At 60.9% G+C, this 13,368-nt stretch carries 16 protein-coding genes; 6 read left to right on the top strand and 10 right to left on the bottom strand.

Annotated features, from left to right (window positions below):
- Window positions 1-302: 302 nt before the first annotated feature.
- From ACYHH6_RS08905 to ACYHH6_RS08890, 4 genes are read right to left on the bottom strand one after another with little or no spacing between them, the layout of a single operon-like run.
- Window positions 303-1,805 carry a ThiF family adenylyltransferase gene (locus tag ACYHH6_RS08905; protein WP_023686063.1) on the bottom strand — a complete coding sequence of 501 codons (1,503 nt, stop codon included), beginning with the start codon at window positions 1,803-1,805 and terminating at the stop codon, window positions 303-305.
- Complete coding sequence (locus ACYHH6_RS08900; protein WP_023746428.1) at window positions 1,802-2,335, bottom strand: Mov34/MPN/PAD-1 family protein; 534 nt, start codon at window positions 2,333-2,335, stop codon at window positions 1,802-1,804. Before ACYHH6_RS08900 ends, ACYHH6_RS08905 begins: the two co-directional genes overlap by 4 nt.
- A complete protein-coding gene (locus tag ACYHH6_RS08895; protein WP_023686065.1) occupies window positions 2,325-2,846 on the bottom strand; it encodes a hypothetical protein in 522 nt (173 codons plus the stop codon). The genes ACYHH6_RS08900 and ACYHH6_RS08895 overlap by 11 nt, the downstream gene beginning before the upstream one ends.
- Before the next feature lies 1 nt (window position 2,847).
- Complete coding sequence (locus ACYHH6_RS08890) at window positions 2,848-3,570, bottom strand: multiubiquitin domain-containing protein (RefSeq protein ID WP_023686066.1); 723 nt, start codon at window positions 3,568-3,570, stop codon at window positions 2,848-2,850.
- Between the two features lie 135 nt (window positions 3,571-3,705).
- Between ACYHH6_RS08890 and ACYHH6_RS08885 the strand changes: the two genes are divergently transcribed.
- The 4 genes from ACYHH6_RS08885 (at window position 3,706) to ACYHH6_RS08870 (ending at window position 6,003) form a co-directional block, all read left to right on the top strand.
- Complete coding sequence (locus ACYHH6_RS08885; RefSeq protein WP_023686067.1) at window positions 3,706-3,921, top strand: ribbon-helix-helix protein, CopG family; 216 nt, start codon at window positions 3,706-3,708, stop codon at window positions 3,919-3,921.
- Window positions 3,922-3,925: 4 nt separating this feature from the next.
- On the top strand, window positions 3,926-4,555 hold the full coding sequence (locus ACYHH6_RS08880) for a hypothetical protein (RefSeq protein WP_023686068.1): 630 nt from the start codon (window positions 3,926-3,928) through the stop codon (window positions 4,553-4,555).
- A gap of 13 nt (window positions 4,556-4,568) precedes the next feature.
- Window positions 4,569-5,072, top strand: a complete 504-nt coding sequence (locus ACYHH6_RS08875) for a helix-turn-helix domain-containing protein (protein WP_023686069.1) — start codon at window positions 4,569-4,571, stop codon at window positions 5,070-5,072.
- 190 nt (window positions 5,073-5,262) lie between these two features.
- Window positions 5,263-6,003, top strand: coding sequence for an ImmA/IrrE family metallo-endopeptidase (locus tag ACYHH6_RS08870; RefSeq protein WP_488500423.1), 741 nt, complete (start codon window positions 5,263-5,265; stop codon window positions 6,001-6,003).
- 477 nt (window positions 6,004-6,480) lie between these two features.
- Here ACYHH6_RS08870 and ACYHH6_RS08865 read toward each other — a convergent pair whose 3' ends face one another.
- Window positions 6,481-7,080, bottom strand: coding sequence for an SOS response-associated peptidase (locus ACYHH6_RS08865; RefSeq protein WP_352592690.1), 600 nt, complete (start codon window positions 7,078-7,080; stop codon window positions 6,481-6,483).
- Window positions 7,081-7,143: 63 nt separating this feature from the next.
- Complete coding sequence (locus ACYHH6_RS08860) at window positions 7,144-7,407, bottom strand: DUF982 domain-containing protein (protein ID WP_352592693.1); 264 nt, start codon at window positions 7,405-7,407, stop codon at window positions 7,144-7,146.
- Window positions 7,408-7,597: 190 nt separating this feature from the next.
- Here ACYHH6_RS08860 and ACYHH6_RS08855 point away from each other — a divergent pair, with 190 nt between their 5' ends.
- Window positions 7,598-8,056, top strand: coding sequence for a hypothetical protein (locus tag ACYHH6_RS08855; RefSeq protein WP_352592696.1), 459 nt, complete (start codon window positions 7,598-7,600; stop codon window positions 8,054-8,056).
- Between the two features lie 78 nt (window positions 8,057-8,134).
- Here ACYHH6_RS08855 and ACYHH6_RS08850 read toward each other — a convergent pair whose 3' ends face one another.
- Window positions 8,135-8,344, bottom strand: a complete 210-nt coding sequence (locus ACYHH6_RS08850) for a hypothetical protein (protein WP_352592699.1) — start codon at window positions 8,342-8,344, stop codon at window positions 8,135-8,137.
- 274 nt (window positions 8,345-8,618) lie between these two features.
- Entirely contained in the window at window positions 8,619-9,692 is a 1,074-nt protein-coding gene (locus ACYHH6_RS08845) for a hypothetical protein (protein ID WP_352592702.1), read from the bottom strand.
- A gap of 152 nt (window positions 9,693-9,844) precedes the next feature.
- Between ACYHH6_RS08845 and ACYHH6_RS08840 the strand changes: the two genes are divergently transcribed.
- The gene (locus ACYHH6_RS08840; protein WP_352592705.1) at window positions 9,845-10,972 is read left to right on the top strand and encodes a cytochrome P450; all 1,128 of its coding nucleotides are present in this window, start codon (window positions 9,845-9,847) and stop codon (window positions 10,970-10,972) included.
- Between the two features lie 11 nt (window positions 10,973-10,983).
- Here ACYHH6_RS08840 and ACYHH6_RS08835 read toward each other — a convergent pair whose 3' ends face one another.
- Together ACYHH6_RS08835 and ACYHH6_RS08830 are read right to left on the bottom strand one after the other, a co-directional pair.
- Entirely contained in the window at window positions 10,984-12,570 is a 1,587-nt protein-coding gene (locus ACYHH6_RS08835; RefSeq protein WP_352592708.1) for a GH3 family acyl-acid amido synthetase, read from the bottom strand.
- The gene (locus tag ACYHH6_RS08830) at window positions 12,560-13,360 is read right to left on the bottom strand and encodes a hypothetical protein (RefSeq protein ID WP_352592711.1); all 801 of its coding nucleotides are present in this window, start codon (window positions 13,358-13,360) and stop codon (window positions 12,560-12,562) included. Before ACYHH6_RS08830 ends, ACYHH6_RS08835 begins: the two co-directional genes overlap by 11 nt.
- Window positions 13,361-13,368 lie beyond the last annotated feature (8 nt).

Below are 13,368 nucleotides of genomic sequence, written 5' to 3'. Positions count from 1 at the left end.
TTTCTCCTCAGGCCGCTATTGGCCAGAGCACAAACGTTCAGGAGGGGGGCCGGGAGCCGACCGTCTACTTTTGGCAACCCTTGCCTTAAAAGCCGCCGAAAAATGGATAGCGTTGAACAAGTGCAGCGCCCTCTGTGTCGCTTCACCTTGCGGCACCAAAGGTCCAGAAGGTCAGTTGTCTGTTCAGCGATGAGGGTACCGACGCGACTCTGGGGTGGCGTGCCTGCCCGGGTGGTGGCGTATCAGGGCCCAAATGTTTCGGTAGTGTCCAAGGGGACCGAGTTATCGACCGCGGCCAAGTACTAGCCGAGTTTCGCCGGAGAACCGGCCTCACGGACAACACAGCAATGCGCGCAACCGCTCCGTCGCGCAGTCACCGTTTTAGCCATCGACAAGTTCTTGAACTGGAGAATTGTCTTGGGTTGCAAGTTCACATCTGAAGACAATCCCGATGTGACACGAAATAGGCTGGCTGCGGCCATCGTGGCGGCCGCCATGGACACGAACGAAGCCGAAAACTCCGGAGGCATCCGGTCTACGAAGCTCTTGACATCGCTTTCTCCCAACTGTCCGCATCTGGGCTCGGCAGAAGCGAGATAGGACAAGGCTGCATCAAGGTTTTCGACCTGTCCGGCCAATTCCTTCCGTCGTTCTTCCGGCGACATTGCCCGTAGGGCCGCTTCCCGGGCAGCGGCCTTGGCCCTTCCGTCGTCGGGCACGTTCCAACAGCCCAGGCATTCGGCTTGTTCGACGAGGCCGTATATCACCGCTTGAGCCCTTAAGCCGTCTGTACTTCCGCCCACGACGACGCGGGGGCACAGACCCTGGATGTCCTGACGGGACGTATTGATGTCCACGGCCGATACCACGAGTTCGTACGAGTCCCGCGCTTCCGCCAGATCGAGCTTCGGATGCAGGCCTGACCGGCTCGAGAGGATGTAATCCCGAAGCGTTCCGGAATGTTCGAAGCCCCCCAGTCCGCTGAAGGTCCTGTATCGCTCCACGGCCTCGACCTTAGGTCGGTCGAGATCGTCGAGGCCGGCCAAAAAGCACCGGTTAAGATTGGTGCCCTCGAGGTCGTGGCGGTCATGATCGATGGTAACGAGGAATGAGCTTGCCAATTCGCTGGCGCCCAACACCTGGATGATCCCCTGACCGACGGCGCCTGCCCCGACGACATACAAAGGGGGCAAGCGCGTGTCCGATACGGCTGGACCGTCTTCCAATACTTCCCAGCGGCCGGATTCCCCCGACCACAGGGAATACGCGTCATCCCGGGCGAAGCGTCCTTTCTTCAAGCCTTTGGCGTGCTTGAAGACCTCGCCTGCTGCCAAGGCCGCTGCCAGGTATGGGCCGAGGCAATCGCGCCGGCCGAAAGAACCACCGAAGGCTCGCGGAGCGGAGCCGATCCAGGCTTTCCACCCCTCTCCCCAAACATAGATGCTCGCGCCTCCACGCATCTGACCGGTCATATCTATGGTCAAGTCCTCCACGCCATCGGGTGGAAGCACCGGTATCCGCCCGCCGTTGGCCCAGGATGCGAGGTTCTCGACGGCCTGGAAGGCATTTGCCGGACCGGCCCCGTTCGGCGTGACGACCGTCATCTCGCCTTTTACCGCGACCCGGATCGAACCGACCAAGCCATGCAGCCTAGCCAGTAGATTGACGAGACAGACCAGAAGGTGTTGGCGATTGACTGCCCCTGATACGTCGCCGGCACGAATGAGGATCGTTTTAGGCGACGCGACGTCCCCCAAACCATCCAACGGTCGGGAATGACGATCCCCCAATGCCAAGCCACTCATCGGAAATCCCTTCTGTCCACTGCCGGTGCGGCGATCACCTCAAGGCGGCCATGGACCTGCCCTGGGGATAGCATGTGCCAATAATCGTTCTGCCACTCGTGCACGCCGATGCCTTGTGGCCAGGGCGCGGCCGGGACGCCGTATATCGGGAATACGATCGAAAGAATCCGGCGGCTCGAAATCATGCGGTCATCATATCGCGAGTGTTCCGTGCCCATTCCGGGATGGCTGTGAATCTGAGCCAAGGGCTTCCACCCTTCGGGCAGATCGCGCACCATTTCGCTGATCGCATCCGGCTCCACATGATAGTTTCCGGGCATAGATCGCTGCGTGGGCGCCCGGACCGATCGCACAAGGGCGGTATCGCCGTCCCGCTCGCCGTACCAGAAAACACACGATTCCCGGCGGCCTTCGCGCTGAAGCAGTTCGCGTGTCGCCGAAATCGCAGTCGGAGGTAAGCGAAGGACGGATCCGATCGGCACATAGGGCCCGGGTGCCGGGTCGCGCCACAATAGGTATTCATCCTGCATGACGACCGAATCTTCCCGAATAGTGGTTGCGGAAAGCACGTTCGATCGCCACCAACGTATGATTAAAGGTATCGCCCGTGCGCCAGAGGGTGGTGTCTTCGCCGCCGTGATTGACGTCGTAGTATTCGAACACAGCGGAACAGCACACGAGCTGGATCTTTTGCCCGCTGGGGTTCTGGTAAGCCGGATGGACGTGGACCTCCGGCGAGGTCAGTTGGGGCAGATGGTGCTGTTCGGCTAAGCCGGCGTAGTCAAGGGTCGCCGGATTGACGAACCTGGCGCTGGGCGGCCAGTCCGAACCGGCAAGAAAATCGAGCCGGAGAAGATACTCTTCGGTATTTCCGCCGAAAGTGCCGCGCATGGGGACAAGCAGCGTCCGGTCCGATGGCCGGCTCCAGCCGAGCTCTTCTATCGTCTGGCCCCTGAAGGACAGCACCCGCGGCAAGTGCTGGCCTAGCACTTGCGTGCCTGCCTGCAGGTCGATGGTGGGCCGGACGCCATGCGATGCCATTTCAGGCCCCCCCGGTCCTGGCCGCGATCTCGAACTTCTTGTCGCACAAACCTTCCTGCTGGGCCGTCTCGAGAGGAAGGCCGAGGTGGTCCATCAGGCTCACTGTCCCGACGTCCGTCTCGGCCTGGAACACGTCACGCTCGTTGCGCATGACGTCGAGCTCCTCGTAGGCCCGGTCCCAGATCGACTGCAGAGTAGTACCGGACTCGACCTTGAAGCGCACCGTTTCCAGTTCACCCAGGTGCTTGACGCGCACCGTCTGCTTCTTTGGCCCCGCAAGCTTGCCCGCCTTGAAGCTTTCGACGCCATCTTCATCCAGGTCGATGACGTCGTCCTCATCGAGGGGAAAGTCGGGCTCGTCCGTCTTTTCCAGATAGATGCTCTTGTCGGCAGCCACGCCCTTCAGCTTGCGCAAGGTTCCGGCCGTGATGAAGCGCGCGGGCCAATCCAGGGGGCCGCCGGCGAAGGCAAGCCGGTAGGATCGGTCGCTCAGGGCGACGATAAACCGCTGTCCGTCGGACAAGGGCACGGATTCGCGGCTGCGGACGTCCTCAAGTTCGCCGTTGTCCCGCATCTGCAGGACATAGCTGTAATCGTCGGACGAAAACCCCGCGGCGAGGGCGATCTGGTCGCCTGAGGGGGTCTGGTCATTTACGGGAACCGCGCGGAACACTAGGTCGGTGCCGGCGATATGGATGCTGCGAATGGGATCGCTGTCGTTCATTTGGTTTCTCCTGCGTCTCGATATCACATCAAATAGTAGCTATTTCTTAGCTAGTCAATACGTTACCTGTAGCTATTAATTGTTGACTAGCCTCGTGGATAATGATATGAACGCGCGGCCGTCAAGGAGGACCCTATGGTTGAAAAACGTACGATGACGCTGAATTTGAGTTCGCAGGAGATGGATCTGGTCGATCGCCTCGCCGATGAAAAAGGTTTGTCCAAGACCGCCCTAGTCCGACAGGCCCTCAGGCTCTACCAATCCATCACGGACAGAATAGAACGCGGCGAGAAGGTATTCTTCGAACACCCTTCCACCAAGGAAAAAGCCGAGCTCATGATGCTGAGCTGAAGCCATGTCGGGTAGCCTCATCGGTACCTACGACCTGTTAGACCGTCGGACCGGCAAGTTCACGGAATCCCATCTCCTCAGCCCCGCGGATGCCGGCAATGTCGCCGATATAGACGGCTCGTGGCGCCCGCTCATGGAAGCCAGGATTGCGGAACTGAAAGCCGCCGGCCAATACAACCTGCAATTCCTCGCCGATAACGACATCCAGGACGCTCATTGGCGATGGTCCGAGAAAGTCGACATGGCGTCAAACCGGCTTGACCGGCAGTCGTTCGCGATCGTGGCGGAAGGTGCCACACAGGGCCTGATGCTCGTGACGACTGCAGGTTTTGCCAAAGAACCCTCGCAACGCGGCAAGCCGCTGGTCACGGTGGACCTGCTGGCTACCGCGCCTTGGAACAGACCGCGTTTCGATGCGTCCCCTCGTTTCAAGGGCGTGGGGCGCATCATGATGGTTGCCGCGATCAGCTTGAGTGTTCAAGAGGAATTCAGGGGACGGGTAGGCCTGCACGCCTTGCCACAGGCCGAAGCTTGGTATCGAGATGTGGTTGGAATGACCGACCTGGAAATCGACGACACGCGCATGCGCTACTTTGAGATGACCGAAGCACAAGCGCGCGCCTTCCTCACTTAAACAGAAGGAGCAGATGATGGAGATGCTTATCTCACGCGACTGGCTCCGGCGAAAGATCGAGTCCGATCCGGATACGGACCATGACGCGGGATGGCCGTTGGAAGCCATCGACAATATAGGGATGTTCCTGCCGTCCGAACTTGTGTCGGACGCGGGCAACGTGGTCGAAATGAAGCACGCCTTCGGGGTCTTCATACGCCAGTTGAGACGACGCGACCAATTGTCGGTTGAAACCTTGGGCGCAAAGGCGCGGGTGGAGGCCGCCGAGATCAGGTTGATCGAACGGGACCCCAACTACAAACCCAGGCCGAGGACCGTTCACCAGTTGGCCGAGTTTTTTAGGATGCCGCCACGAGCGCTGATGAAGCTCTCTGGCGCTACGGTTACTAGAGACGAGGTCCTGCAGGAAGAGGCCCAGAAGTTCGCGGCTAAGTCCGATGATTTGTCCAAGCTCAGTAAGCACGAGCAACAGGTCTTGGACAGTTTCGTCAAGTTTCTGGTGCTGGGGCAGAAATGAACCGATGATGGAGGGGACGGTCGGAGCATATGAGGCGGACGACATCCGAGGACTCGTTGACAGGATTCTCCGCGAACTCGGCAATCCCGAACCGCCTCTCCGTCTCCCGGAGGTCCGGCAGTTGCTCGCGCTAGACCTCAAGTACTATAGCTTGTCCAATCCGACGCTCCTGCAGGAAGTCGCGCATAGGATGAAGGTGGCGGGCAAGCAGGTTATCGCCCGTCCGACCATTCTGATCGACGTGATCAAGAAGGCCAACCTCTCCGCCTTATGGATACCCGACGGCAATCGCATCCTGATCGACCAACAGGTTCCCGACGCGAAGAAACGATGGATCGAGGCCCATGAGGTTGGGCATAGTTTCATTCCCTGGCACAAGGATTTCCTGTTCGGCGACGATCAGTACACGCTCGATCCGAACTGCCACGCCAATGTGGAGGCGGAGGCTAATTTCGCCGCCGCACGCTTGCTGTTCCTTCAGGACCGTTTCGCGTGCGAGGCTCGCGACGTCGAGATTACCTTTAAGTCCATCCAGAATCTGGCCAAGCGCTACGGCAATACGATAACCACCACGTTATGGCGCACGGTCGAGGAGCGGGATGGCGAAACGCCGGCATTCGGGATGGTCAGCGCCCATCCGCACCACGACGATATCGGCCGCGACCCCGGCGGCAAGGACGTGCGATACTTCATCCGCTCACCCGCGTTCAGGACGCGGTTTCCGGGGATCACTCAGGAATTCTGTTGGAACTTTCTCAGGGCCAGTGCCGGCCGGGCTAGGAGAGGTCCGATTTTCGACGGAACCGTCGTGTTGACGGACGCGAACGGAGTCCGACACGAGTTCGCGATCGAATGCTTCTGCAACCACCACGCGATCCTGACCTATGCCGTACACAGGCGCCCGGCTCCGTTGATAATACCGGTTAAGTGATACCGCTGCGGCGCTAATAAGCTCGCCCGGCTACGTCCGCTGGTCAGGGAACGGAAGCTTCCAGGCTTAAGCTGCGTGAACGAACGGCCGATACCAGGGCGCATTAGGGCCGCAGGCGGCCATCGTTTTCATTGAGTCGTCTTGGCCAGCCGTGGTCTTCACTTCACCCCCCCGCATGATGATAGATAACCAAGAAGGATCTAGACCGAACCGGAAAAGACAAGGTGCAGGTGCGAGGCATTGAGATAAATATCAGGAACCGAACCAATCCACAGAAATATTTTGTTGGTATTTCTGTTGGTAGCAGATGCGGCCAACCTTCGCATAAGTCTCTGAAACGAAAACGGGATTTTCTCCACTTGGATTCCGCCTCTGGCACCATCACTTTCTCTGAAGAAATCAGGTGACTGACGTCTTACCGGCGGCTCCAGGCGGGTCTCGGGCCGCTGAATATGCCGGTGCGCCTCCACAACCGAACTATGAACTGTCGGCGCGCACAGTCTCCACACCCAGCGAACCGGCCGGCAGCGGCCGCAGCAGTTCGGCTTCGGACTTCGTCAAATTGAGCCAGGCGGACCAATTCTCAGGCTGAAGAACGACCACCTGCCGATTGTGATAGGGCGCGATATCCGGTCCAGGCTCGGTCGTCAGCATGGTGAAGGTTGGCGGCTTGTTGCCGACGGCTTCACGCCAAAGCCCTGCGATGGCCATGAACGGAGAGCCGTTGAGGGTGAAGCGATGCTTGGCCTTCGGATATTTGGTGCCGGTGAATTCGAAGAAGCCGGATGCCGGCACGAGACAGCGTTTGCTGCTCCCGAATTGCCGACCTTCGGAGCGGAAGTTGAACACCGGTCCGCCTTTTGGTCCGGCCGGTGGAAATCCGAACGTCATCGAGACCAGTTCAACAACGCCGGTGTCGCCGGCGGCGCGCATTATCGGGGCCGGATCATTGATGTGGATGTCGTCCGCCTGCGGCAGGTCGAGTTCGGTTTGATGGGTGGGGATCTCGAGGGCCAGCGACTCCAGCATCCGGCAATATTCAGCCCAGAGAATATGCTGCTCGTAATCGTTGCACATGGAAGGCTCCGACCAGACCGCCAGTCTACGGCAAGCGAGGGGACGATGAAAAGTGGTAGGCGCTCAACCCTGACGGTCGCGCTCAACCAGTATATCGGCCTCGATCGCCGCATTGACGAAGGCGGCGCGGGCATAGCGCGCCTCTTTCAGGCCTTCGAGAGCGCCAAGGCAAGCTTTGCGGGCCGCGACGTGATAGCGGCCCGTCTTCACCGGCCAGCGGTTGATGAGGATGTCGGCGGCCTGGGCGACACGCTCGACCTTGTAGATCGTGTTTCTGGACCTGCCGAGCGCGACGCGAACCGGCTCATCGAAATGCTGGTCTTGCATGCTTTCCCTCCCGAACGCGACCGCAAGTCAATTCGGGAGAGCCAGTTCGGTTCCACCAGGCACGATTTGCCAACACAAAAACCCCGCTTGCCGAAATCACTTTGCGCGCATGGGCCAGATCGCGGATTTGATTTGCTTGGTAATCCCCTCTTCCTAGGGCAAACTGCCTGCCGGGGCTGCAGGAGGAGAAATGCGAGCACGCGCAGCTACGATCGGCGATCTCGAAAGTGTTTTTCGGGATTTGTCCACGCGTATGTCGGACGAGTATGCGGCCGCCGGCAAGGACATCAAGGCCGCCTACGACAATCTGATGATGAATTTGAAGGAAGGCCGCGCTCACGCGCTCGTCGAGGGCGACAAGACGGTGGCGATCATTGCCTGGCATGAGAACAGCGACGCCGCCGACACGCTGTTTGCCGCGCAGGAGGGTTTTTTCAGCGCCGCGACGGTCCGCTTCTGTCGTCGTCACATCCGCCATGTCCAGGCACTCACCGGCAACCTTCCCATCCACTCGCGCAGTTGGCTGCAGCGGGCCGACGTCGCCAAATGGTTCCGCGTCATCGGTTATGTCGAGCGCGGCCAGGAGAACGGCGCCACTGTGTTCGAATTGCCGCCAGCCCGGGCAGCGCAATCGATGCGTGCCGCATAGGGCTGCGCCCTCACGGAGGCAATCATAGAAAAGCCCACCGCCAAGAAGGCGATGGGCCGACATTCGCCTGCAGCGGGCTTAGATTTCGGGCTGATCGAGCGCCTCGTAAATCACCCGTTCCAGCGAACCGAACTCCTCCTCGATCTCGCGGACCTCAAGGCCTGAATGCCGAGCATCCAGGGCTGCCAGCGTGGTCAGGATTCGAGCTGTTGCCTTGTCGGCAGGCAGTTCACCCGGCAGGTGCTCGTGTATCCAGCCTTGCATAAAATCAACGCCGCGCTCGCTCATTGAATTGTTCTCCTGCCTGCAGTTCGATCGGAAATCACTCTCCCAAAATGACCCCGGAGGCGACAATCTGGGCCGTCAGCCTGGTGAGCTTCCCCCGCTTCACGAGTACCGGTTTCTCGTAGACTTTCTTCATGACGGTGCCCTTCGCGACTGATCGCTCGCAAGAAATAACGCCTTCGGCGCGCCGGCGTTCCACAGCCGCTTTCACGCAACACCAGTGCAAGCCGGTCCCAAGCCCGGCTTCATGCTGCTCTTCCCGGTGGTCGGGTTCAGTCTAAGACCGGAAACGGTTTGCAAGCCGCTTCTTCAGCCCGCGCAGCGACAGGCTTCGCCTGAAGGAAAACCAGGCGATGCGCCGGCGCACCTTGCGCATGGCAGCGGCGTGGATGGCATCGGCGCTGCGGCTTCCCTGACCAAGCCTCACGGGCGGGGCGGATGATGCCGGCCGAATGATGCCGCGCAGCGCCTGTGCATGCAAATCGGCATAGCGGCCGTAATTGACACCCGCATCCCAGCCTGGAGGCCGCGCCAGAACCGTCGGGTTGTTGTTGATCTCGAAGGTCTGGATGCGGCCGTCGACCACGCCATAGTCAATACGGCCATAGTCGATCTCGGCCAGCGCGAAGACACGCTCGATCTCGGCTGCGTGCGGATTGTCAGCGACATAGGCGCGGCTTTCGGCCCGGTCCGCTTCAGTAAATCGGGTGCTTGGAAACTTGATGTACCAGCTTTCGTTGATGAAGCAGTGCTGCGGGTAGACAGTGGGGCCGACCTTGTAAGCGGAATATTTGCGGAAGCGACCGTCGCCCGAGGGCGCGGCGCCATATTCGACGATCATCAGGTCCGGGTCCTGCCGGACTGGATCCGGCAGCGCGGCGACTGCGGCTTCGAGCGCCTGCGCGCCGTCCAGCAGGCCGGTCAGCGGCGGATCGTGGCGGCTTTCCCAGCGCACGAAGACCGGAAAGCGCGAAATGGCGTCACGCCGATCGAGGCGGTGAACGTCGAAACTGTTGAGGCCGGCTTGCTTCAACCGCTTCAGGAGGTCGAAGCGGCCAGGCACAAGGGCGGGATTGTTGAGTAGCAACAGGCCGGGATTCTGCGCAGCGATGCTGTCGAACAGGGAAGCGGCGGCCTGCAATTGATCCGGCGTCAGCCTTTCGAAATCGGTGAAAACGAAGGTCCCAGGCACAACCGAACCAAGGTTTCCAGCCTCTTCATAGGGGATTATCCGCAAGATATCGCCTAGCCCGTGTGGGTAATAGCCAAGGAAGACACCTATCGTGTAAGCGTTCTGGCGGGTACAAAGGTAGTAGATTGGGCCAAAGCCTGCGGCAACGCTTGTGGTCATGACCCTGCCGACCGGTCGAAGTTGGACAGGTGGCGGCGTTTCAGGGTTCCCTGGCGGGGGTAACGGGGGTTATTCACAAGAGAATGCATGGAGAATTTCCGTCAACCGACCACAGCTGGCGACAAGTACGCGCCGGTTGCTTCAATGGTTCCATGGACATCTACGCGATTTACGACGAGATGCGCCAGCAGGCACCTGCTTGGCAAGCGCCGTGGGGCGATGTCTACATAACAAAATACGATCTCGTTTCGTCCTGTCTTGTCAACCGGCAGTTGTCGCATGTCCCGCCGGGCGAAGCAGACGCCGATACCCAGCGATCAGCCGTCAACGACTGGCTGATGTATCAGGAGGGACGCGCGCATGCCGCAATCCGGCAGGCATTGCAGCAGCCCTTCGTCGGCAACGGCATGGCGGCGCTGGCGCCGGTTGTCGCCGAGGCCATAGACCAGCTGGTTACGAAGGCGGACCTGTCCGGCACGGTCGACGTCGTCGCCGCTTTCACCCGTGCGGTGCCGGAGCGCGTCATCGGCCGCCTGCTTGGCGTGCCAGCCGAAGACATGCCGATGCTGCACGCCTGGTCGGCGGCGATCCGTACCATGCTCGACACCGGTTTCGACGAAGCCTTCAGCTCGATGCCGAACGCTACCGACGCCATGTCGGCCTATTTCACCGAGCTGTTGCGCGGCCAGCTTGCCGCCGGCGAGATGCCGCCTCTGCTGGTCGGCTTGCCGGCCCTGGCCGACGCTGTAGGGCTGACGGTCGCCGGCCGCAACATCGCGTTCCTGGCTTTTGCCGGTCATGAGACGACCGTGCATCTGCTTGGCAACATGCTGTTCCACCTCGCCCACGCGCCAGCTCAATGGGCTGCCTTGCGGGCCGACCCGCATCTGGTCGCCAACGCGGTTGCCGAGACGCTTCGGCTTGAAAGCCCGGTGCAGAAAATCTGCCGCTGGCCGCTGCAACCGACCGCGCTCGACGGCCAGCCAGTCGACAAGGAGCAGATGCTTGTGCTGCTCGTCGGCGCAGCCAATCGCGATCCGGCCCAGTTCCCGCAGGCGCAGCGCTTCGACGTCAGCCGTCCAGGCAAGCAGAACCTCGCTTTCGGCCGCGGCGCCCATGTCTGCATCGGCAAGGCGCTGGCCGAAATGGAGGGAAAACGGCTGCTGGAGGCGGTGCTCCATCGCTGGAAAAGCATCGAGCCGGTGCCGGGCGGAGCAAGATGGATGAACAACTCTTCGATCCGCGGACTGGACTCGCTGGCCTTGCGGCTGGTTGCCTGACCGGCGACGGATCAAGGCCCGGTCGCTTCCAGCGCGGCGATGAGATCGCTGTCGGCCTGCCGCAGCAGCACCGGCACCTTCATGCCGGCAATGCTTATACCGCTTTTCAGCCGATGCCGCTTCAGCCGGCCATAGAGGTCCTCGACCGGCGTCGCCAGGACGGGGCCGAGCTGGCCGATCCGGCGGGCATACTCATATTGTGGATTGGCGCCAAGCTCGGCATCGAGCTTTTTTCCCCACGCCCCGCCTGATCCGGCCGGACTGGCTTCGATGAAGAGACGGTAGTGCGGATGCGGCTCGGTTGCCGCAGCGACCAGCGCATAGGCCTGCTGCTGGCCGAGCCCGATCTTGCCAAGACAGAGGGCGACGAACGCCTCGGTCAGCTTCTCACCGCACAGATCTGACACCATGCCGGCGCGGCCGACGAATTGCAGGCGCGGCGTGTCGCCGTCGAAGCCGACGACTTTCACCATGTCCTGCGTGTCGTAGCGATAAAGGCCGGAGCCGGTGGTGACGATCAGCCGATAGGTCCGGCCGACCTCCAACTGCCAGGCAAAATGACTGGGTCCGTCATCGTCGACAAATTCGAAGAAACCGCTTTGCGATGCCAGGATCGATCCCGGACCCACGCCATAGGGAAATGAGACGGCGGCTTCCGTCGACATCAGGCCTTTCGACTGGATAAAGGCGCGGGGGAACAAGGCCTGCAGTTCGGCCGCGAAGCCTTTGCTCGATGCATCCGTCCAGCAACTGATGATGTCGAGCCCCGGCCAGATCGCCGAGAGGTCGCCTTGCGGGTCGCAGAGCGCTTTCTCCAGCGTCTCGATACGGTCGCGGACCGCGGCGGCGGGGTGCGTTGCTGCCAGCATCGAACTCAGCTCGGGCAAAAGCATGGTCCGATCACGCCGCATCGCACGCAGGATTTCGGTGAAGTAGGTCGGGCTCCACACCCACACCAAGGCAAGATCCTCGGCGGCCAGAAGATGCAGGCAGGTCTGGCGTTGCCAGGTCTCAAAATCAGAGAGCAGCCTGAGTTCCATGGGCACGGCCGACAGGGCGATCAGGCTGTCGCGCAAGGCGTCGAAATAGGCGAAAGGCACGGGACTGCCGAGCCGGTGCGCGCCGATGCGCTGGTCGAGCGAGCGGCCGACGGGGCTGAGCGCGAAATAGCTGTGCCCACGCGTGACCCTGGGCCGTCGGCGGATCAGGTCGGCAAGCCACGGATAGAGGCAGTCGGTGAAGGCCCTAAGCCCTGTATCCGTATAGGGAATGCTCTTGGAGCCGCCCGAACTGCCGCCGGTCTGCTCGATGAACCGGATCGGCTCGGTCGTCAGCACCGCGTCGCCGCCGCCGATCGCACGGCTGATGTAAGGCAGGAGCGTGGCATAGTCGGCGATCGGCACCAAATCGCGAAACGTTTCTGCCGAGCCGATTTCGGCGAACCGGTGGTCCTTGCCGAACACCGTCGAACGATTGGCGCTGACCAGGCCCGCCAGGGTGCGGCGCTGGGCTGTTTCGACGTCCTTCAGCCCAGCGCGGAATCCGGCGTCGGTGGCCGCCGTCAGATCGGCAATCCGCGCCCAGGCCTCAATGACCATCGGCAAGGCCTTCGGCGAAGCTGGTCGCGCCGTAGCGCTTCAGATTGGCGATATCGAATTCCGCCACGCAGGCGAGCTCGACACCGCGAAAATGTTCAGGATTGGCTTTGAGGAAGAAGGCCGCGTAGCGATTGCGCGTCGCTGTTTCCTCGACGCCTGCCCATTCGTGCCGCAGATGTCCTTGCGACTGGCCGAAGTCGATCAGCCCAGTTTCCGGATTGAAGTACCGTCCATAGCGCGCCGACGCGATCTCGTTGCGCACCCGCGCCAGATCGTTGGTGTCCTGCCCCTCGATCGACGGAAAGAAGTCGCGGAAAAAATTGGGCAGGATGCGGAAAGTGCGATGGCCCATCATGATGGAAAACCAGAACAGCCGGCCTTCGCCGACCCTCGCCTTGACGGCGCCGGCGGCGCGAAACCAGGCGCGCAGCAGGACCGGATCGCCCCAGCGCGAGGAATCCAGAACCGTGTCGCCTGAGAAAAGATAGTGAACCATCTTGCCGTCGATCTTCTGGCTTCCGACGAAAATGGTTGAGAAACCTATGATCTCATCCTGGCGGCTGATGACGACAACAACCTCTTTCTCCGCGAGATCGTGCTCGAACCGGCCGCGATCTGCGGCCTCGTAGTATTTTTCATAGAGGCAAAACATCTCGTCGCGATCGCTTTTGCTGAGATCGCGCGCGGGTATCGTTCCGGATTTGGTCGAACCGGCGTTATGCGACACGGTCTCCCCCCTTTGATCGATGCCCTGCATGCCGACATAGGGGATACCACCCCGCCATTTCAACTGAAAAT

The sequence above is a fragment of the Mesorhizobium sp. P171375 genome (assembly GCF_057786075.1).
Note: the sequence above shows the minus strand (reverse complement) of the source record. Positions and strands in the feature narration are given on the sequence as shown.

Coding starts and splice junctions, on each gene's coding strand:
- ACYHH6_RS08905 (WP_023686063.1), bottom strand. CDS start 1,805: ATGAGTGGCTTGGCATTGGGGGATCGTCATTCCCGACCGTTGGATGGT.
- ACYHH6_RS08900 (WP_023746428.1), bottom strand. CDS start 2,335: ATGCAGGATGAATACCTATTGTGGCGCGACCCGGCACCCGGGCCCTAT.
- ACYHH6_RS08895 (WP_023686065.1), bottom strand. CDS start 2,846: ATGGCATCGCATGGCGTCCGGCCCACCATCGACCTGCAGGCAGGCACG.
- ACYHH6_RS08890 (WP_023686066.1), bottom strand. CDS start 3,570: ATGAACGACAGCGATCCCATTCGCAGCATCCATATCGCCGGCACCGAC.
- ACYHH6_RS08885 (WP_023686067.1), top strand. CDS start 3,706: ATGGTTGAAAAACGTACGATGACGCTGAATTTGAGTTCGCAGGAGATG.
- ACYHH6_RS08880 (WP_023686068.1), top strand. CDS start 3,926: ATGTCGGGTAGCCTCATCGGTACCTACGACCTGTTAGACCGTCGGACC.
- ACYHH6_RS08875 (WP_023686069.1), top strand. CDS start 4,569: ATGATGGAGATGCTTATCTCACGCGACTGGCTCCGGCGAAAGATCGAG.
- ACYHH6_RS08870 (WP_488500423.1), top strand. CDS start 5,263: ATGAAGGTGGCGGGCAAGCAGGTTATCGCCCGTCCGACCATTCTGATC.
- ACYHH6_RS08865 (WP_352592690.1), bottom strand. CDS start 7,080: ATGTGCAACGATTACGAGCAGCATATTCTCTGGGCTGAATATTGCCGG.
- ACYHH6_RS08860 (WP_352592693.1), bottom strand. CDS start 7,407: ATGCAAGACCAGCATTTCGATGAGCCGGTTCGCGTCGCGCTCGGCAGG.
- ACYHH6_RS08855 (WP_352592696.1), top strand. CDS start 7,598: ATGCGAGCACGCGCAGCTACGATCGGCGATCTCGAAAGTGTTTTTCGG.
- ACYHH6_RS08850 (WP_352592699.1), bottom strand. CDS start 8,344: ATGAGCGAGCGCGGCGTTGATTTTATGCAAGGCTGGATACACGAGCAC.
- ACYHH6_RS08845 (WP_352592702.1), bottom strand. CDS start 9,692: ATGACCACAAGCGTTGCCGCAGGCTTTGGCCCAATCTACTACCTTTGT.
- ACYHH6_RS08840 (WP_352592705.1), top strand. CDS start 9,845: ATGGACATCTACGCGATTTACGACGAGATGCGCCAGCAGGCACCTGCT.
- ACYHH6_RS08835 (WP_352592708.1), bottom strand. CDS start 12,570: ATGGTCATTGAGGCCTGGGCGCGGATTGCCGATCTGACGGCGGCCACC.